Here is a 17,293-nt window from a genome sequence, read left to right on the forward strand (position 1 = left end):
TGATTGATGCGGATTTTTTGCTTTATCGTTTCCACCACGCACGTTCGATTTCCCCCATCGAGACGTAGGCTGGATCGATTTGTTTGGCTAACCGATTCATTCGAGTGACACCAAGACTAAACCCACCAATCCAAAAGAGGAAGACGACGAATAAATAACCAGGAGCACTTGGAATCGACAGCATGACGACGGCGATCAGCCATGCAACGACATACCCGATGATTGTCAGACGAGCGACCTTTTGAACGGTTTGTTGATACATAGTTGGTGTTAAATATGACTTCATGAGCCGTAGACGGACAATTTCTCGAGAGACTGCTGTCGCGCAAAGACAAAAGAGCATGATCTGAAGAAAGACGGATGTAATTGTCGGCATAAACCAAGCAGGTAACGCAAAAATCAATCCAGGGACCAAAAAGAAATAGGCGACGGAACGCACAGGACGTACCAATAGGTTCAGACGTGCTTGTCGCTCGAATAGGTGTTCCATTGCGATGTTCCTTTCTGTCTGACGAAGCGGGCAACTTCAACGTCACTGATATAATCTGGATCACGCTTTCCGTCACGTCGGATGATCCATTCGCTGATGAAGTAGAGCGGTGTTAAGATCGCAAATATCGCAACAAACATCTGCCAGAATGGTCTATCGATCGTCTGAATGATGACGACCGTCAAGACGGCGTACAACAGAACATGACTACCGATACGGAGTAGAAATTGCCGGCGAACTTGTGCGTTTGAGAGATAGTCTTCTAAAATTTCTCGTTTTTTTAGTTGATAACGAAAATCGGAGGCGAGAAAAATGGCTGGAATCGCCAAAATCAGCATCGGGAGATCCTTCCATTCAATCAAGATACCGACTGTTATGAACAGAAACATGTTCCAATACCAGCGTGTACCGAGCCATTCGACGTCCCGGTACGCGAGGGCAAGTTTTTGTAGACGTTCTTCTCGATCCGTTTGCATGACATCGTCTCCTTTAGCAAGCTTGATGAATTTCTTTTTCCGTCACATACGTTGGATCGATCTTTCGTGAGACGAACTCTAGCGTTTTTCGGCAGATCCAGTAAAACGGAATGACGACGATGATCAGACCGATTAAGAAAGACATGTTCGGGCGATCAGCTGCCCAGACAATCAGGGCGGCAAGCGCTCCGTATTGTAAGATGCCGATCAAGACATGCACCTGATAGAGACGTCTTGCTGATGCCTCTGATGAATATTTCGCGACAAGCGCGAACCGCTTGCGTTGTACGAGCATGTCATAGCCAAAATACAATAATGGGACGATCATCGCATAAACCGGCTTCTCCAGTGTGTTACTGAGTGCTAAAAATGCTGCAAGCATGACCCATATGCCGGTCTTTGTCTTTTGGTGCATCTCTTCGTATAACGTCGCTAATGCTTCCGTTTGTGTATGTACGTGTTCCATGATCTCCCACCTCTCTATACTGTCATATACTTACATTTTACTGTATCGGTTTCACCTGTAGTGCGATTTTTCAAAAAAAAGATGTCCTGTCGCTTCGGACAAGACATCTTTCATTAGAGACTATGCACTGACCTGGATGATCAGATAGATGACACTATAAGCAACGATCGCGAGCGGTATCAACGCGACACCGATCAGCCAGCCATTTTTGTCACGGATACCGAGATATAAAACGAGACACCCTACGATGAAGGCGATTAATGTCGTAAACGGATTCATGGTCGTTCCCCCTCTAATTGTTTCTGCTCTTAAATTTCCCCCTCCACTCGTCTCATAAACCCTTCAAGGCGCTTCGACACACAACGAAAAGCCAGACGGATTTCCGCCTGGCTTGTTCATTGTTAACTTATTTTTTCGTGATGACGACTGTTTTCGTAACGACGTGTCCACCCAGATCCTTCAGTTTCAAGTTGTACGTGTTTTTTCCTTTTTTGAGCGTCACTTTTTTCGTGATCGTCTTTTTGAAGGCTTTCATGACGTACGGTTCTTTGAACGTCCGGCGGTATTCCGCGCTACCATTGAAGTCGAAGCGTAATTCGCTGTAGTTATCGCGAAGTACGATCTTCATCTCAGCTGTTTTTGTTTTACTTGAGACGGTTTTTGGTGCTGTGACGCGAATCGTTGGTAATTCTGTGTCGATGATGACTTGACGGTTGAACGCCACACGATTTCCTTTTCCATCGTATGCTTCGACCTTGAATGACTTGACGCCATCTGTCGTGTACGTCACGTCATGGCTGAACGCATAGTTTTGTTGGGCTGCATCGAAACGCAGTTTAACAGTTTTTCCGTTGATCTTGAACGATTTGATACCTGACTCATCAGAGACATGACCCGCGATGTTGATGACTTTTGATGTTGCAAGACCAAGAGCGACCGGTGTATCGATTTGAACATTTGGTACGGCTTTATCAACGCCTGTCGTGTTGACGTCTTTTTTCACACTGTTTCCAGCATAGTCTTTGACGACGAAGGCAATCTTCGCGCGCTCCGGCAGATCCGTCAACGTGTACGCTTTTTCTGTTGCGGCAAGTGGTTGCTTTAAGACACTCTTGCCATTGACGAGGATATCGTATGACGCAACTCCTGTTCCTTGGTCGCCTGCTGTCCATGAAAGTGTTGATTTCGCAGCATCCCATTTCACAGTAGCTGCTGGTTTTTTCGTATCGACATAGACTGGGAAGAGATTCGTCTGCCATTTTGCGTTCGGATAATCGATCACCGATTTGACTTTGTAGTAGTAAAGACCATCTTTGACCGGTTTCCCGTTGATCGTTCCGTCCCAAGCAGCGCTTGTGACTGGTGTGTAGCCGTCCTCTGAACCGCTGTCGTAGTAGTTCTTGACGACGTCCGTTTGCATATCAAGCTTCTGAAGTGTTGTTTTATTCCGGTCAAGAATCGAATACTCGACTTTTTTCGCATTGCGAAGGAATGAGATGATCGGGAAAGCTTCATCTGCGCTACCGTCGTTGTTCGGTGAGAACGAGACTTTGTTCGCGACAACTTTTCCAGCGGCATTCGTACCAAGGAATTCGAAATCATCCTTCACTTCAGTCGCTAGACCTGTCAATCCATAGAACGTGTTGTTTTTATCGTACAATGGTGCATCTAAAATCGGAGCTTGATCCCATTTTCCTTTGAACCCAACATAAGGAACTGTCAGTTCTGGATTTTTGCTCTTCGTATCGATCAGACGGACGAATCCTTCGACGAAGTAGCCGTTTTTAAAGACTTGTTCAAGCGGAAGCTCGTTCGCCCAGTCAGTTGTGTTCTTCAAATCGACTGACACGCTGACTTTCGTTGAGCTCTTCGGATTAATCGAGACTGAACTCGCTTTCTTCGAGCCGACTGCAAATGAGATCGGGTATGTGCCTGTGTTGGCATCTACCGTACCGATCGTTCCTTTTTTGAAGATTCCATTTGCTTCAAGGAAGTTCGATCCTTTTGCACCGAGATCTGATTGAACCGTTCCCGCTAGCTTATACGTCACTTTTTCATTGCTGTAGTTTTTTAAATCAAGCGTGAATGTGAACTTCTCGCCGACTTCCTTCAAGGATGCCTTGCCTTCACCTGACTTTGTCTCTGTGATGACGACTGGTGTCTTCATCGCAGCACGAAGATCCATCAGTCCAGCTCCCTCACGACGTGGGGAGTAGAAGTTGCCTGTTTTCAATTGTGCGTTGTATTTTCCTTGATCGAGTTGCGGACGCGATGTATTCATCAAGATGTTTTTGGCGAGTTTAACGCGTGTTGCACCAGTGACTTTGAAGTCCTTCGCAATCCGTTGCATGACGAGTGCTGTTCCTCCAGCGACGTGTGGTGCTGCCATCGATGTACCGCTCATGACGCCATACTCGTTATCATTAAGCGTCGAATAGATTTTCCCACCTGGTGCCGTGATTTCCGGCTTGAAGTCAAGGCTTGGCGTGACACCCCATGACGTGAAGTCAGACATTTGTCCTGCGACCGGGTTATCGGTTGAGACCGCTTTTCCGTCAAATGTCACTGCGATTGCCTTGCCTTCTTTTGCTTTTGCTTCGAGATCATTCCCGTCCGCGATGCTAAGCGTCACGAGTGGAATCGTCGGATTGTTGAGCGCCATGCTGACGTAATCCCCGTGATCGACTTTACCACGGACGATGACACCTGCTGCGCCTTGCTTCTCAGCTTCTGCTTGAATCATGCTGTAGTTAAAATCACCTGTTCGCACGACGAAGACGACTTTCCCTTTGACGTCTTTACCTTCATAGTTCGAAGCTTGACCGTCACCGACATACACGACATCCTTCTTCTCTTTATCGAAGACGGCAATCGGATTCGGCGAATCTTGTTTTTGGTATGCCAAATAACCGACATCCTGACCGTCGATCGTCAGCGCCATGCCTTCAAGCGTCAATTTCGTATTTTCGAGTGACGCGACTTGGAGCGCCTGGCTCGTCAATCCTGGTGCACCAACGACACCGATATCCGGGTTTGCTGTATATGGATTACCCGCACCATGACCTGCAAACGCCGAGTTACCAGCAGAGATCGCACACAAGATACCGTTGTTCATCGCGTTGACGATCGCGCGTTGCTCCGGATCATCTGCGTTGACGAACGATGCCGTCGAACCGAGACTCATGTTGATGACGTCCGCTCCAAGTGCGATGGCATCATCGATTGCTTTGATGTAGATATCACTAAATGTCGATGGCATCCCTGGATCGTTACCGAAGACCTTCATCGCAAGGAGCTGTGTTTCTGGAGCGACCCCTTTAATGCCGCCGTTCGCTTCATCCCCGTTTGCTCCGACCGTACCTGCGACGTGCATCCCGTGCATCGATGCCCCCGCACCTAAGTCACGGATTTCGCTGTCGTGATCGGCATAGTTATAGCCGTACGGTACTTTTTCCGTGAAGTACTTTCCTTTTAAGCCTTTTGTTTCTTTCGTACTCTCGACCTTCGAAGAGGTTAAATCCACCTTTGTCTCTGGACTCAAGACCATGTCCTTGTGCGATGGATCAATCCCCGTATCGATGACCGCGACGACGGTTCCTTCCCCTTTAAAGCCATAGTCCTGCCACGTTTCCTTCGCATTGACCATGTCCTTGCTGTACAGCATGTCTGGCTTGGCACCTTTATCGACGGTTGGGCGCGCATATTCGTGCGCGATATGTACACTTTTGACTCCGTCGAGTTGTTTGATATCTTCGATGTCACCGAACTTCACTTCACCACTGAATCCATTGATGACGGTTGTGAAGCTTTCTTTATATGTAACAGGAATCGCCTTTTTAGCGATAGCTGACTTGACTGATTTTTGGACGCTGACGAGTCGATCCTTGATCGATTCCTTTTCGGCATTACTCAATGTGCTATACCGCTTGTTTTGAGCTTGGGCGATTTGAATCGCCGGTTTTTGTTCCATCTCGATGACGACTCGAACTTTATCCGATTGTTTGTAGTTCTTTTCTTGCCCCGATTTCTTCAGTGAGAGCGCCTGCGGTTTTTGACCCGTCGCTTTATCTTGCGAGGACAGTGCACCTTGCGCACTGACTAGATTGGAAGACGTCATTAAGACGGCTGCCATAAGTGCAATCTTCTTCTTCATGCGTTCGTTTCCCCTTTTCTGTAAAACCATAGTAGTAATACTAATAAAACAGTTTAAAGAAAATTCTGTATTTTTAGTTTAATGAAGTTAATGGAAATAAACAATTTATATTTGTCTATTTTTTAAATTTATTTCTTTTTGGTGACATTTTATATTTGGAAGGAATTTAACTGGGAACATAAAAAAAAACTCCTCGAGCACTCGAGGAGTTGAACGTATGAACTTGGTGGAGACTATCGGGATCGAACCGACGACCTTTTGGCTGCCAGCCAAACGCTCTCCCAGCTGAGCTAAGCCCCCATGAATTATCTTTAGTATACGCACCGCTAACTGCTTTATCAATATAAACATAACGCTTTCATAAAAAAGAATTCCTCCCGAAATTGCTGGAAGGAATTCACGATTCATTTATTCAATTCACGCATCAAATCCGCCTGTCGTTCAAGCTCTGCCTGTTGCTCGAGGATCAAGACCTTTTTATAAGTCCGCGCAGAAATCAAGATACTGATTTCATAGAGAACGAACAACGGCACTGAGATCATCAAGTGTGACGTCACGTCCGGCGGTGCGATCAATGCCGCAACGACGAACAGCGCGAAATACGCATATTTCCGATTCTTTCGCATGAAATATGGCGTCACAAGACCAAGACGTGTCAGGAACATCGTCACGACCGGCAATTGGAAGAGAAGACCAAACGGCATCGTCAACCGGATCAAGAAACTGAAGTAGTTTTCGACCCCGATGACTTGCTCGATCCCCAATTCTTTCCCGAGATCCGTTGAGACTTCGAGCAAGAAAGGAAGCAACCAGAAATACGAGAAGGCTACACCAGCCAAAAATAGAAAGAAGATGACTGGAATATATGTCAGTGTTGCTTTTTGTTCCTTTTCATAAAGCCCTGGTCGGACGAATGCCCACAGTTGATACATCCAGAACGGTGACGCTAAAATCAGCGCGATGATGAACGCAAGATTCAAATACAACATTAAAGGATCGGCGACGTTGAAGGCATTTAATCCGATACCGAGCTCTTTTAAGTCCGCTTGCAGAAAACGGACGAGCGGTCGGACGAGCGGAAATGCGACAGCGAACAGGACGACGACGATGAGGAGCGACCAGACAATCCGCTTACGCAGTTCGTCTAGGTGCGACGTCATGCTTTGTTCTTGATCAACCGTCATGATTCAATCACTTCTCTTTCGGTTCGTCCTTTTTATCGTCGTCCATGATGCCGTTCGTGGCATTCTTGAACTCTTTCAATGTTTGACCGGCAGCACGACCGAATTCCGGTAACTTCTTCGGTCCAAAGATGATCAACGCGACGACAGCAATTAATCCGATACTCGCAGGTCCGATACCTAACGTGAGCGGGATAAGGTTTTCCATTATGATTTCACTCCTTCAGCTGATTGCGAATAATGCTTCATGAAATAAACTAACGACTGCAACTCGATCGATAAATCGATGTGATGAACCCGAACGCTCGCTGGCACGTTCAACCGTGCAGGCGTGAAGTTCAGAATGCCTGTCACACCATACTCGACTAACTCATCCGCTACTGACTGTGCGAACTGGGATGGAACCGTCAAGATGGCGACATCGACCTGATTCGCTTCGATTTGTTCTTTCATGTCCGAAACATGATAGATTGGAACGTCATGCGTCGTTGTTCCGACCTTCTCTTCGTCCGCATCAAACGCAACGACTATCCGAGTACTATTATTCTTTAAAAAGTTATAATTTGCAAACGCTGTTCCGAGATGACCGACCCCGATCAAGGCGACATTCGTCACCTCATCTTGATTCAAGGTTTTCCGGAAAAACGTTAAGAGATGTTGAACGTTATATCCATACCCCTTCTTCCCTAGTGCCCCAAAGTAGGAAAAGTCGCGACGAATCGTTGCTGAATCAACCTTCACCGCCTCGCTTAACTCAGCAGAAGAGACGCGGAGCTTACCTGAATTGTATAAACTTTGGATGAAACGATAATATAGCGGCAACCGTTTTGCTGTCGCTTGTGGAATTTTTGTGTCTGGTCCATTCATCCTGCAGTTCCCCCTTCGGCCACATCCATCGTGGCACCCAAATCTTTGCAAAAAGCTTTCTACTCTCCTTGATTGTAAACCACTTCACATAGAGTCACAAATAATATATTCCGCAGGACCTCGCGCTTTTGTTCGTGATAGACTAAAGGGTGGAAGGATGGATGGAAATGATACTCTTACAAGTCAACCAACTCTCGAAATCATTCGGCGTCGAGCCGATTTTAGAAAATATCAAATTGGAAGTACAAGAGCGCGACCGGATTGCGCTCGTCGGTCGCAATGGTGCCGGTAAATCAACCTTGCTCAAAATCATCGCTGGTGAACTCAGTCATGACTCGGGCGATATCATGAAAGGTAAAGATGTCAAAATCGGCTATCTCGCGCAAGACAGTGGTCTCGAATCGAATGAGACGATCTGGAACGAGATGCTGACCGTCTTTGAACATCTGCAAGAACAAGAACGGACACTGCGCCGGATGGAAATCGAGATGGGCATGGAGCACATCTTGAACGACCCGGTCGCTTACGATCGACTTCTGAAGACGTACGATCAAGCGCAACATGACTTCTCTGAAGCAGGTGGTTATCAGTTTGAGGCGAATATTCGCTCCGTCCTGCACGGCATGCGCTTTTATCCAGACGATTACTCACGCCGGATCCAGACATTGTCCGGAGGTCAACGGACACGGCTCGCCTTAGCGAAGATGCTCCTGCAAGCACCAGAGCTTCTCATTCTCGATGAGCCGACAAACCACCTGGATATCGATACGCTTGCTTGGCTTGAAAGTTACCTCGGTGGTTATCGTGGTGCCGTTCTGATCGTCTCGCACGATCGGTACTTCCTCGATCAAGTCGTCAATGTCGTCTATGAGCTCTCTCGTAATGTCTGTCGTAAGTTCACGGGGAACTATACGAAGTACCTCGAGCAAAAAGCGGCATTGTACGATCAAGAAATGAAACAGTTCGAACAGCAGCAAGAAGAAATCGCAAAGATGCAGGACTTCATTCAACGAAACATCGCTCGGGCGACGACGACAAAGCGTGCTCAAAGCGTTCGAAAACGGCTCGAGAAGGTCGACCGGCTCGATCGACCAGATGGAGATGAACGCAGTACGGTCCTGTCCTTCCCAATCGAAAAACAGAGCGGGAATGACGTTCTTCAAGTCAATCAATTGGCAATCGGTTACGAAGAAGCTGTCTCAAAAGACATCACGTTCCGCTTGCAACGCGGTGAATCACTGGCACTCGTCGGACCGAACGGAATCGGGAAGTCGACGCTCTTAAAAGTCCTCGTCGGTCGTTTACGTCCTCTCTTCGGTGATTTCCGTTTCGGCACCGGCGTCTCGATCGGGTATTACGATCAAGAGCAAGCGGAACTCAATGACCGGAACCGTGTCATCGATGAGATTTGGAACGAATGGCCACTGATGCGCGAACAAGAAGTCCGTTCTGTGCTCGGACAATTCCTGTTCAGCGGCGACGATGTCTTCAAAATCGTTCATGAATTGTCTGGTGGCGAACGCGGACGTCTCGCGCTCGCAAAACTGAAACTCCGGAAGACTAACGTCCTCATCCTTGACGAGCCAACGAACCACTTGGATCTTGATTCGAAGATGGTCCTTGAGAACGCTCTCGTCGACTATGAAGGTACGCTACTCTTCGTCTCCCATGACCGCTACTTCATCGATCGGATCGCGACACGCGTCATCGAGATGAGTGAAGCTGGTGTGACAGAATACCTCGGCGATTATTCGTACTACACAGAGAAGAAGGCCGAACAAGAAGAAATCGCTCGCCTTGAAGCCGAAGAGGCAAAAGCGGCAAAAGTCACGGCATCGAAGACGATCGACAAAGAAGCACAGAAAGAAGAAAAAAAACGCCGTCAGCAAATCGAACAACTCGAACAAGATATTGAACGGCTCGAACAGCGTTCAGCGGAAATCGAACAGTTGCTTTGCGAACCGGAAGTCTTTAATGATATTCCAAAAGCGACAGCGTTATCTGCGGAACGGGACCAGATCGATGTCGATCTACTCGAATTGATGGAACGATGGGAGAACCAACACTGATGCGAACGAAAAGCTTTTTCATCAACCTGATTCAAGGACTGTTATCCGGTATTCTTTATTTCGTTCCGATGTATGCGGATTACGTGTCCGCCTTCATCCGCCCGGATGCCTTTAATGCTGCGCTTCCTTTGTTCCTTCTGATTTCTTGCATGATCGGACTTGTCATCCAGACATGGAGCGGTCTTCTCGTCAGTCTACTCTCTGGACTATGCTGTACGCTTCTAACGACACAACTGTTCGTCGAACTCAATGATCCATTGATCATATCCTATTATGGTAGCGTCACTCCATTGACCGCCTTTTTGATCAGTTGTGTCGGGGTTTGGGCGCTGGCAATCATTTTTTATTTGCTCGATGGTTATCAGTATAGTAAACGTCACGGTCTCGAAGGTTCTTCGAACGAAATCGATTCACAACCTTGAAGTCCGATCGATGAACTAGATGCGCGATATGAAAAAAGGAGTGGAGATTCCGGTAGCTAGACCGGTCTCTCCACTCCTTTTTATTTGAATCGAAACGTTCGTCGTCAACATGGATCGTACAGTGAATCAAGCATTCACACTTCTATCATTTTGTCGGTCGAGCAATCGTAAACGTCTTCCCGATCGTCGCATAATCATTTCCCGCTAAACGAGCGACAGCCTTCAATCCTGCCGCATCGATCCGGAACGACTCTACGAGTTCATCCGCGACGTGATAGCGCAGTACTTCCCCGATCAACAGATCGGCACCTTCTAGCTCGACATGCTGCGTCAAGCGCATCTCGAACCGGATTTTCGCTTCCGCGATTCCGGGCACGTCGATTGCATCGCTATCGACGAGCGTTAAATCCGTCCGTTCGAGTTCACTTTCACCGTAAGCGAGTGGCGCAGCCGTCTCATTGACTGCGTCGACGATTTCTTCGCTGACGATATGGATGACATAGCTTTGTTTTGCTAGGATATTACGTGCCGTATCCTTTTGCCCCTGATCCGTCCGTTGTACGGCAATCACCAGTTGTGGCGGACTACTTGATGCGACCGTAAAGAAGGAAAAGGGGGCGGCGTTGACCGTCCCGTCTTCCCCTAGTGTCGTCACGAAGGCAATCGGACGCGGAATGATGCTTCCGATCAGTAATTTATAATTGTCTTTTGCGCTAAGCGTTGATGCCTCGAACTTCATGAATGACCCACCTTTTTCCTCACCCGATGAGTGCAGCGAGTGAATAGTCTCCAGCACCAATCATCGCCACTCCAAGGGCGATAACGATCAATGCCATGTTGTATTCGTACCCGTTCTGCGTCACCCAGTAACCATTCGCACCGTGTACTTTAACGATCGCGACAAGCATCGAACCGATGATGAGGATTGCAGCGATCCAGAGGAATACCCCGCCTGCAAACAATAATCCACCGATTAATTCAGCAAGACCCGCTGTAATCGCGAGTGCTTTTCCTGGCTTCATGCCAATTGATTCGAACCAACCGCCTGTTCCAGCGATGCCGTGTCCACCAAACCAACCAAATAATTTTTGTGTACCGTGTGCAGCAAATGTTAAACCGATGATTAAACGAATGATTAAAAGTCCTGTATCCATCATTTCTCTCTTCTCCTTTTACCTAATGTTTTTAAGTTACTTTAAGTAACTCGATAAACAGACTATATCTTATCACTTACTAAAAGTAAATAGATTTGTTTTAGTTCTTTTTTTTACATTAAGTAAAATGATTCGATTTTTTTAGCAGAAGCGGGTATACTACAACTATAGAAAGGATGAGTGCTGATGGAAGAAGTCGCAATCCAACCGGCTCTTTGTCCCAAAGTCGAACATGCCTTTGAAATCTTAGGTAAGAAATGGACAGGTCTGATTTTACGTCACTTGTTGACGAAGACATGTCGTTTCAATGAGATTCAAGATGCCATCCCCGAATTATCAGGTCGTATGCTCACGGAACGTATGAAGGAGCTCGAAGCGGAAGGCATCGTCATCCGGACTGTCATTCCCGATCGTCCGATTAAGATTCAATACAGTTTGACCGACAAAGGGCGTCAACTCGAACCGGTCATTCGTTCCATTGAGGAATGGGCCGAACTACAAGACTAATGTATGAAAAAGCATCTTCTTCGGAAGGTGTTTTTTTATATGATCTTTTGACATTGATAATCATTATCAATTAAAGTAAGGAAGTACAGCGAAAGGAGGAACATGCATGCAGATTGCAATTGGATTCGTCAGTATGTCCGGTAATACAGAAGATATCGTCTCGATCATTCAACGTGAGCTCGAGCAACACGATGTCAACGTGACGATCACAGAACTGGATCAATTCGTCGGGGAGGATCTATCACGTTTTGATGGTCTATTACTCGGCTCATATACATGGGGAGACGGTGATTTACCGTATGAAGCAGAAGATTTCGTCGAGGAGCTACGGGAACAATTTTTAGACGGGATGCCGGCTGCTGCTTTTGGCTCGGGTGATCTTGATTATCCGAAGTACTGCGCAGCCGTTGATTTGATTGAAGACGCATTAAAAGAAGCTGGGGCGACCATCGTCACGGATGGCTTGAAGATTGAGTTTGATCCGAACACACCGGAGAAACAAGCCGCTTGTCGCGCGTTCGCACAGACGTTTCATCGCTTTTTGCAGCAGGTGCATTCATAAGTATCGTTTGAATCCGTCATGTAAGGGAATTCTTAAAACAGACTCTATGAAAGTGAGATGAATGTTTTTATGACGATTCAAGCACTCGTCTTTGACGTCTACGGTACATTATTCGATGTCCATTCCGTCAAAGAGCAAGCAGAGGAGCTGTATCCGGGACACGGAGAAGCGATCAGTAAACGCTGGCGAGAGAAACAACTGGAGTACTCCTTCTTGCGACAATTGAACGGACAATATGTGCCGTTCAGCCAAGTGACACAAGATGCCCTCCGTTATACGTTACTCGAACTGAAGCTCCATGTGACCGAGGAACAAATCACGACTTTAATGGAGACGTACCTGACACTTGATGTGTACCCAGAAGTTAGCTCTGTTCTCGAGACGATGGCGCATAAGCGTTTGGTCGTCTTCTCGAATGGTTCCCATGATATGCTCGATCCGTTGATCGAACAGTCAGGTTTAGCCGATCGGTTCGAACATCTCGTCAGTGTTGATGACATCAAACACTATAAACCAGCACCTGCTTCTTATATGCATGCGTTGAACACACTCGGTTTAAAACGCGAGGAGATCCTCTTCATGTCCTCGAACGGTTGGGACATCACCGGGGCAAAGAGTTTCGGCTTCAAAACGGCATGGATCAATCGAAACGGACTTCCGGTCGAAGAATTAAATCTTGATCCGGATCGCATCTATGATGACTTGACCGGTATCACTGAATGGCAATGAACGAACAACAGCGGACTCCTTTTTAGGAATCCGCTGTTTTAATGGATTAGTAATTGGAAAGACGTGAGTAGCCCTTCTTGAATAGATCGAGTTTCAGCCCGCCCTCTTTTTCGATGAAGAAGAGGTATTCGTTTTGATCCGTATCTTTATAAAAGACCTTAAATAACGTCACAGTCCGTTTTTTATTGTTTTCAACAGCTGTCACCTCGTGCTTCGAGATCACTTCTGCTTGGACTTGTTCCGCATCCATCTTTTGAATCATCGGTTCGAATGACTTCTTCTCTTGATTCGTCACTGGTGTTCCGGGAGCAATCATGAAATAATCATCACTCGCCTTGTTCGTTAAACCGTACTTCCGATCGACGATGACGACGTTACTGAGCTTCCCATTGATTGTCTGATCAAAAGCGTACAACTTTTGAATCCGGGTTTTTTCCCCTTCTGCTCGTCCGATTTCGTAAAGTGGACGTTGTTTCGTGTTCGTCTCGACCGCTTTCTTATCGGGTACGAGTTCTTCCTTATAGGCGACTTGGTATGCGTTGACGATTTCTCGGACCTGAAGTCCGATCGCGACGATGACCAGTACCGCTAACAATGCGATGATGACTTTTTTCATTCCATTTCCCCCAAGTTGTTCGGATTCCTTACTTTAAATCTAGCCCAGGTTCTGCATTCATGGCAAGTGTCGAATAGCGTAACGCGCGATATGGATGAATCGCAGCCGCTCCGATCATCGCCGCATTGTCTCCACACAAGTGCATCGGCGGAATGACGAGATCGATTCCTTCCTTCGCACACGCTGCTTCGAGACCGTTACGTAATCCTTTGTTGGCGGCGACACCACCAGCAAGCAGCAGTTGGCGTCCCCCTTTATCCTTCACGGCACGGATCGCCTTCGTCACGAGGACTTCGACGACGCTCGCTTGGAAACTCGCAGCTAAATCCTCCGGGATGATCACTTCTCCCCGTTGCTCAGCGTTATGCACGGCATTGATGACCGCTGACTTTAAACCGCTGAAGCTAAAGTCATACGAGTCCTTCTCGAGCCAGACGCGTGGAAAATGGAACGTATCCTGACCGGTTTGTGCCAACTGATCGATTCGTGGACCACCTGGATACGGTAACTTCAATGTTCGAGCGACTTTATCATAGGCTTCCCCTGCTGCATCATCTCGTGTTTCACCGATGACTTCATATACACCGTCTTCTGGCATGTAAATCAGTTCCGTATGCCCACCTGATGCAATCAAACAGACGAGCGGGAATTCAAGCTCTTGTACGAGACGATTCGCGTAGATATGACCTGCGATATGATGAACACCGATCAAAGGCTTATTATGCGCAAAAGCAAGTGTCTTTGCCGCACTGACACCAACGAGTAATGCCCCGACCAGTCCGGGACCTTCCGTGACAGCGATCGCATCGATATCGTCGATCGTTACGTTTGCTTCCGTCAACGCATCATCGATGACGTATGTGATTCGTTCGACATGATGTCGTGATGCCACTTCAGGCACGACTCCACCGAATCGTTTATGACTTTCAATTTGAGACGAGACGACATTCGATAAGACGTTGGTTCCTCCACGAACGACGGCAGCCGCCGTTTCGTCGCAGCTCGATTCGATTGCTAGAATCAATGGTTGTGTCATAAGTCTTCTCCCTCCAGCTCCAGCCAATAGATGGCAGCATCTTCATTGTTGTCCTGATAATATCGTTTTCGGATACCAACATAGTGAAATCCGAGTTTTTCATATAAGGTTCGCGCCGGTGTGTTCGAGACACGTACTTCAAGTGTCATCGCCCGCAAATCGAGTGCACGACCGACCGCGATCAATGCCGTTAGCAAGTCTTCCCCAAGTCCTTGTCCGCGGTGCGACTGCTTGACGGCAATATTCGTAATATGTCCTTCATCCGCAATATGCCACAGACCAGCAAACCCGACGATACCATCTTGATCGGCAACGACATAATAGGCATTCGGATTTTGTGTCATTTCTGCTTCGAAGGCATCCAGTGTCCACGGTGTCGCAAACGATTCGAGTTCGACGGCGTGAACACCTGCAGCATCGTTTACGGTCATGCGACGAATCCCCTTACTCATGACGCTGTGCCTCGATCCATTTCGCTTCTGCTTCAGCCAGACGCAGGTAACGTGGCTCAAACGCATGCGCTTCGACTGTCTCGCGTGTTGCACCGAGTAAGGCGAGCACTCCGGCACGCGGCGTCCGAAACGCAGGAGCCGCCTTTTCAAATGGTTGAAGAAGTTCTTCAAATGTATCGACGTCTCCTGTGATGAGCGTATCTGGCGCTAACGTCTTCACAAAAGAGGCGATTTCGACATGTTGTTCTTCACCGATTCGTTTCCCGGCGTCGTATACTCCGACAAAACCTGCACCACGTCGCGCATCTTGAATCGCTGCGACGCGTCCCGTATGACCTGTCGAAGCTGCCATCAGTTCAAGTGTCGAGATGGCAACGAGCTCGATACCGAGTGTATAGGCAAGTGTCTTCGCTGTCGTCGCTCCAATCCGTAATCCCGTATAAGAACCAGGACCGTCAGCAACGACGACGCGTGTCAGTTGGGATGGTGCCCACTTCGCTTCCGCCATCAAGCGCTCAAGTAACGGCATGAGTTTTGTCGCATGATTCAAAGACGTGACGTAAGAAGCTTCTGCTACGATCTGTTTTCCGTCTGAAAGAGCGACCGATAATTGTTTCGTCGATGTATCAATAGCTACGATTTTCATGATCTCAATCCCTCACATAATGTAATGTATCGTTCTCCGATCGGTGTCAGCTCAAAACGGCGGCTATCGTCACCCGTTCGTGTAATCGTGATTGCCAACCGTTCCGGTGGAAGGCTGTCCGCAATCAATTCAGACCACTCGACGACGGCGACGCCTTCACCATTCAAATATTCTTCAAGTCCGATATCATCACCGGAACCTTCCAGGCGATAAACATCCATATGATAGAGAGGGAGACGTCCCGTATAGACTTTCATGATCGTAAAGGTAGGGCTATTGACATGACGCGTCACACCTAATCCTTTCGCAAAGCTTTGAGTAAAGGTCGTTTTCCCAGCACCTAAATCTCCGTCAAGCGTAATGACCATCCCTGCTTCAGCACGTCGTCCGAGTTCAAGAGCTAAGGCAGTCGTTTCTTCCAAGCTGTTCATTTCCAGTTCTATCATACGATGTCTCCTCCTTTAATACGTACTGTTCGTCCTTCTCTATTGTACCGGACGAAAAAGGCAAAAAAAAATACGAAACGCTGAACGTTTCGTAGTAAAGTTGAAGTTAAGTTTAAAATTGGTTGCGGGGGCCGGATTTGAACCGACGACCTTTGGGTTATGAGCCCAACGAGCTACCAGACTGCTCCACCCCGCGATGATATAACGTTTCGACAGATATTAATATAACATGTGTTTTTTAAATTGGCAAGTCTTTTTGCCTCATTTCTTTTTACTAACTGTCCTAATGAATATTCTTCTATACTGATACGAAAGGAGTGAACAGATGGGATACTTATTAGATTTACGAAAAATCGTAGGAAATCGACCGTTGATCAGTGTAGGCGCGACCGTACTCGTCATGAATTCACAATTTGAACTGCTATTTCAATATCGTTCGGATACGCACAGTTGGGGGCTCCCGGTGGTTCAATGGAACCGGGTGAGACACTTGAAGAAGTCGCGATGCGTGAGTTGCAGGAAGAAACCGGACTTCAAGCACAAAGCGTTCAACTGCTAGACGTCTTTTCTGGTCCTGATTACTTCTTCCGTTATCCAAATGGTGACCAAACCTACAGTGTGATTCATCTCTTTCAAGCAAAAGACGTATCCGGTACATTACAAATGACAGATGGAGAGAGTCTCGACTTACAATATTTCTCCTTAAATCAATTACCAGCACCTCTTGAAGCGCGTGCTGCAGCGCTATTACGTCAAATCAAGTCTCGCCTTCTTGATACAACACCTTCTTTTTAATCTAGATGCTTGTCTTAAAACTGACTTGATGACGGATTGACGTTCACTTGTCAGTTTTTCTATTTCTTTCGGGACTACACACAAAAAGACCGACCTGCAATCTGCAGATCGGTCAAGTGCCTGGCAACGTCCTATCCTCACAGGGGGAAGCCCCCAACTACTTTCGGCGTTCAAGTGCTTAACTTCCGTGTTCGGCATGGGAACGGGTGTGACCACTTGGCTATCG

Annotated in this window: 20 protein-coding genes, 2 tRNA genes, 1 rRNA gene and 1 pseudogene; 6 read left to right on the plus strand and 18 right to left on the minus strand. The window is 47.3% G+C overall.

All coding sequences use genetic code 11. The annotated features are described in order from the left end of the window. Positions 1-22 precede the first annotated feature (22 nt). The 9 genes from BW42_RS10855 to BW42_RS10895 form a co-directional block, all read right to left on the minus strand. Positions 23-490, minus strand: a complete 468-nt coding sequence (locus BW42_RS10855; RefSeq protein ID WP_035410806.1) for a hypothetical protein — start codon at positions 488-490, stop codon at positions 23-25. Beyond that, the gene (locus BW42_RS10860) at positions 457-966 is read right to left on the minus strand and encodes a hypothetical protein (protein ID WP_052019116.1); all 510 of its coding nucleotides are present in this window, start codon (positions 964-966) and stop codon (positions 457-459) included. Before BW42_RS10860 ends, BW42_RS10855 begins: the two co-directional genes overlap by 34 nt. A gap of 13 nt (positions 967-979) precedes the next feature. Continuing rightward, a complete protein-coding gene (locus tag BW42_RS10865) occupies positions 980-1,432 on the minus strand; it encodes a hypothetical protein (protein ID WP_035410810.1) in 453 nt (150 codons plus the stop codon). Positions 1,433-1,552: 120 nt separating this feature from the next. Then, positions 1,553-1,711, minus strand: a complete 159-nt coding sequence (locus BW42_RS16445; protein ID WP_034801002.1) for a hypothetical protein — start codon at positions 1,709-1,711, stop codon at positions 1,553-1,555. Positions 1,712-1,838: 127 nt separating this feature from the next. After that, positions 1,839-5,585 (minus strand): S8 family serine peptidase, encoded by a 3,747-nt coding sequence (locus BW42_RS10875; protein ID WP_035410813.1) that lies wholly within the window; start codon positions 5,583-5,585, stop codon positions 1,839-1,841. 224 nt (positions 5,586-5,809) lie between these two features. Beyond that, positions 5,810-5,885 (minus strand) — tRNA-Ala (locus BW42_RS10880). 104 nt (positions 5,886-5,989) lie between these two features. Beyond that, the gene (gene tatC / locus BW42_RS10885; RefSeq protein ID WP_035410816.1) at positions 5,990-6,769 is read right to left on the minus strand and encodes a twin-arginine translocase subunit TatC; all 780 of its coding nucleotides are present in this window, start codon (positions 6,767-6,769) and stop codon (positions 5,990-5,992) included. Positions 6,770-6,776: 7 nt separating this feature from the next. Beyond that, positions 6,777-6,974, minus strand: coding sequence for a twin-arginine translocase TatA/TatE family subunit (locus BW42_RS10890; RefSeq protein ID WP_029342825.1), 198 nt, complete (start codon positions 6,972-6,974; stop codon positions 6,777-6,779). After that, complete coding sequence (locus BW42_RS10895) at positions 6,974-7,633, minus strand: redox-sensing transcriptional repressor Rex (protein WP_023469604.1); 660 nt, start codon at positions 7,631-7,633, stop codon at positions 6,974-6,976. Before BW42_RS10895 ends, BW42_RS10890 begins: the two co-directional genes overlap by 1 nt. A gap of 167 nt (positions 7,634-7,800) precedes the next feature. Between BW42_RS10895 and BW42_RS10900 the strand changes: the two genes are divergently transcribed. Beyond that, complete coding sequence (locus BW42_RS10900; RefSeq protein WP_035410903.1) at positions 7,801-9,702, plus strand: ABC-F family ATP-binding cassette domain-containing protein; 1,902 nt, start codon at positions 7,801-7,803, stop codon at positions 9,700-9,702. Continuing rightward, complete coding sequence (locus BW42_RS10905) at positions 9,702-10,124, plus strand: hypothetical protein (protein ID WP_035410820.1); 423 nt, start codon at positions 9,702-9,704, stop codon at positions 10,122-10,124. The genes BW42_RS10900 and BW42_RS10905 overlap by 1 nt, the downstream gene beginning before the upstream one ends. A gap of 145 nt (positions 10,125-10,269) precedes the next feature. On the opposite strand, the gene BW42_RS10910 is transcribed toward BW42_RS10905, so the two are convergent. Continuing rightward, entirely contained in the window at positions 10,270-10,863 is a 594-nt protein-coding gene (locus BW42_RS10910; protein ID WP_035410823.1) for a flavin reductase family protein, read from the minus strand. A 19-nt stretch (positions 10,864-10,882) separates the two neighbouring features. Next, positions 10,883-11,281, minus strand: a complete 399-nt coding sequence (locus BW42_RS10915; protein ID WP_035410825.1) for a DoxX family protein — start codon at positions 11,279-11,281, stop codon at positions 10,883-10,885. A 183-nt stretch (positions 11,282-11,464) separates the two neighbouring features. Between BW42_RS10915 and BW42_RS10920 the strand changes: the two genes are divergently transcribed. The 3 genes from BW42_RS10920 to BW42_RS10930 all read left to right on the plus strand — a co-directional run bounded on the left by BW42_RS10920 (position 11,465) and on the right by BW42_RS10930 (position 13,076). Further along, positions 11,465-11,785: a helix-turn-helix domain-containing protein gene (locus BW42_RS10920; protein ID WP_023469609.1), complete on the plus strand. Its 321-nt coding sequence runs from the start codon at positions 11,465-11,467 to the stop codon at positions 11,783-11,785. 106 nt (positions 11,786-11,891) lie between these two features. Further along, positions 11,892-12,347 carry a flavodoxin gene (locus BW42_RS10925; RefSeq protein ID WP_035410828.1) on the plus strand — a complete coding sequence of 152 codons (456 nt, stop codon included), beginning with the start codon at positions 11,892-11,894 and terminating at the stop codon, positions 12,345-12,347. A 69-nt stretch (positions 12,348-12,416) separates the two neighbouring features. Next, the gene (locus tag BW42_RS10930; protein ID WP_035410831.1) at positions 12,417-13,076 is read left to right on the plus strand and encodes a haloacid dehalogenase type II; all 660 of its coding nucleotides are present in this window, start codon (positions 12,417-12,419) and stop codon (positions 13,074-13,076) included. A gap of 46 nt (positions 13,077-13,122) precedes the next feature. Here the strand turns inward: BW42_RS10930 and BW42_RS10935 are convergent, their stop codons facing one another. From BW42_RS10935 to BW42_RS10960, 6 genes are all read right to left on the minus strand, one after another. Next, positions 13,123-13,692 carry a hypothetical protein gene (locus BW42_RS10935; protein ID WP_035410835.1) on the minus strand — a complete coding sequence of 190 codons (570 nt, stop codon included), beginning with the start codon at positions 13,690-13,692 and terminating at the stop codon, positions 13,123-13,125. 28 nt (positions 13,693-13,720) lie between these two features. Next, positions 13,721-14,728, minus strand: a complete 1,008-nt coding sequence (gene tsaD, locus BW42_RS10940; RefSeq protein WP_035410838.1) for a tRNA (adenosine(37)-N6)-threonylcarbamoyltransferase complex transferase subunit TsaD — start codon at positions 14,726-14,728, stop codon at positions 13,721-13,723. After that, positions 14,725-15,159 (minus strand): ribosomal protein S18-alanine N-acetyltransferase, encoded by a 435-nt coding sequence (rimI, locus tag BW42_RS10945; RefSeq protein WP_035410841.1) that lies wholly within the window; start codon positions 15,157-15,159, stop codon positions 14,725-14,727. The genes tsaD and rimI overlap by 4 nt, the downstream gene beginning before the upstream one ends. A gap of 13 nt (positions 15,160-15,172) precedes the next feature. Next, a complete protein-coding gene (gene tsaB / locus BW42_RS10950; RefSeq protein WP_035410843.1) occupies positions 15,173-15,826 on the minus strand; it encodes a tRNA (adenosine(37)-N6)-threonylcarbamoyltransferase complex dimerization subunit type 1 TsaB in 654 nt (217 codons plus the stop codon). After that, positions 15,823-16,272, minus strand: a complete 450-nt coding sequence (gene tsaE, locus BW42_RS10955; RefSeq protein ID WP_035410846.1) for a tRNA (adenosine(37)-N6)-threonylcarbamoyltransferase complex ATPase subunit type 1 TsaE — start codon at positions 16,270-16,272, stop codon at positions 15,823-15,825. Before tsaE ends, tsaB begins: the two co-directional genes overlap by 4 nt. A 119-nt stretch (positions 16,273-16,391) precedes the next feature. Further along, a tRNA-Met gene (locus tag BW42_RS10960) sits at positions 16,392-16,468 on the minus strand. A 129-nt stretch (positions 16,469-16,597) separates the two neighbouring features. Between BW42_RS10960 and BW42_RS10965 the strand changes: the two are divergent. Beyond that, positions 16,598-17,067: pseudogene (locus BW42_RS10965) on the plus strand (NUDIX hydrolase). Between the two features lie 118 nt (positions 17,068-17,185). Here BW42_RS10965 and rrf read toward each other — a convergent pair. Then, positions 17,186-17,293, minus strand: a 5S ribosomal RNA gene (gene rrf / locus BW42_RS10970); the annotation flags it as partial.

This window comes from Exiguobacterium sp. RIT341 (assembly GCF_000632205.1).
In the GTDB taxonomy this organism is placed as follows: domain Bacteria; phylum Bacillota; class Bacilli; order Exiguobacteriales; family Exiguobacteriaceae; genus Exiguobacterium_A.

Coding starts and splice junctions, on each gene's coding strand:
- BW42_RS10855 (WP_035410806.1), bottom strand. CDS start 490: ATGGAACACCTATTCGAGCGACAAGCACGTCTGAACCTATTGGTACGT.
- BW42_RS10860 (WP_052019116.1), bottom strand. CDS start 966: ATGCAAACGGATCGAGAAGAACGTCTACAAAAACTTGCCCTCGCGTAC.
- BW42_RS10865 (WP_035410810.1), bottom strand. CDS start 1,432: ATGGAACACGTACATACACAAACGGAAGCATTAGCGACGTTATACGAA.
- BW42_RS16445 (WP_034801002.1), bottom strand. CDS start 1,711: ATGAATCCGTTTACGACATTAATCGCCTTCATCGTAGGGTGTCTCGTT.
- BW42_RS10875 (WP_035410813.1), bottom strand. CDS start 5,585: ATGAAGAAGAAGATTGCACTTATGGCAGCCGTCTTAATGACGTCTTCC.
- tatC (WP_035410816.1), bottom strand. CDS start 6,769: ATGACGGTTGATCAAGAACAAAGCATGACGTCGCACCTAGACGAACTG.
- BW42_RS10890 (WP_029342825.1), bottom strand. CDS start 6,974: ATGGAAAACCTTATCCCGCTCACGTTAGGTATCGGACCTGCGAGTATC.
- BW42_RS10895 (WP_023469604.1), bottom strand. CDS start 7,633: ATGAATGGACCAGACACAAAAATTCCACAAGCGACAGCAAAACGGTTG.
- BW42_RS10900 (WP_035410903.1), top strand. CDS start 7,801: ATGATACTCTTACAAGTCAACCAACTCTCGAAATCATTCGGCGTCGAG.
- BW42_RS10905 (WP_035410820.1), top strand. CDS start 9,702: ATGCGAACGAAAAGCTTTTTCATCAACCTGATTCAAGGACTGTTATCC.
- BW42_RS10910 (WP_035410823.1), bottom strand. CDS start 10,863: ATGAAGTTCGAGGCATCAACGCTTAGCGCAAAAGACAATTATAAATTA.
- BW42_RS10915 (WP_035410825.1), bottom strand. CDS start 11,281: ATGATGGATACAGGACTTTTAATCATTCGTTTAATCATCGGTTTAACA.
- BW42_RS10920 (WP_023469609.1), top strand. CDS start 11,465: ATGGAAGAAGTCGCAATCCAACCGGCTCTTTGTCCCAAAGTCGAACAT.
- BW42_RS10925 (WP_035410828.1), top strand. CDS start 11,892: ATGCAGATTGCAATTGGATTCGTCAGTATGTCCGGTAATACAGAAGAT.
- BW42_RS10930 (WP_035410831.1), top strand. CDS start 12,417: ATGACGATTCAAGCACTCGTCTTTGACGTCTACGGTACATTATTCGAT.
- BW42_RS10935 (WP_035410835.1), bottom strand. CDS start 13,692: ATGAAAAAAGTCATCATCGCATTGTTAGCGGTACTGGTCATCGTCGCG.
- tsaD (WP_035410838.1), bottom strand. CDS start 14,728: ATGACACAACCATTGATTCTAGCAATCGAATCGAGCTGCGACGAAACG.
- rimI (WP_035410841.1), bottom strand. CDS start 15,159: ATGACCGTAAACGATGCTGCAGGTGTTCACGCCGTCGAACTCGAATCG.
- tsaB (WP_035410843.1), bottom strand. CDS start 15,826: ATGAAAATCGTAGCTATTGATACATCGACGAAACAATTATCGGTCGCT.
- tsaE (WP_035410846.1), bottom strand. CDS start 16,272: ATGATAGAACTGGAAATGAACAGCTTGGAAGAAACGACTGCCTTAGCT.